Consider the following 421-nt stretch of genomic DNA (forward strand, 5'->3'; position numbering starts at 1 on the left):
CCACTTGGGGTTTTTTTATCGTGGTGGGGGGGGGGGGGCGGGGGGGGGTTTGGGCAATTACCCCTTGGGTGCCCGCCCCGCCGCCGCCACTACCCGGCATCCGTTTCCCGGGGAGGGGAAAGCGATGAGCCTGCTGGCCTGGATCGGGATATTCGCCGCCTGGAGCCTGTTCGCCACCTGGGTGCTGCGCTGGGGTGGCGCGGCCTGGATGGAAGGCTGGAAGTCGCTGGCCTTCGTCGACAGCTGGGGCAGCCTGTGGGACGAAGCGCAGATCAAGCTCTACTTCCTCTGCCTGTGGATCGTCTACGGCCTGTGGTTCCTGGCCGGCCTGTTCGTGCCGGAGTGGCGCGGCCTGCCGTGATGCATCTGCGTCGGTAGTGCCGGCCGCTGGCCGGCAACCGCTATTTGCCCAGGGGTTGCC

General features: G+C 67.9%; 1 protein-coding gene. It reads left to right on the forward strand.

The window, feature by feature from the left end:
* Positions 1-124 precede the first annotated feature (124 nt).
* Complete coding sequence (locus ABE423_RS20730) at positions 125-361, forward strand: hypothetical protein (RefSeq protein WP_049429401.1); 237 nt, start codon at positions 125-127, stop codon at positions 359-361.
* The last annotated feature ends 60 nt before the right edge of the window (positions 362-421 follow it).

Source organism: Stenotrophomonas sp. TWI1409, assembly GCF_039673015.1.
Lineage (GTDB): Bacteria > Pseudomonadota > Gammaproteobacteria > Xanthomonadales > Xanthomonadaceae > Stenotrophomonas > Stenotrophomonas maltophilia_A.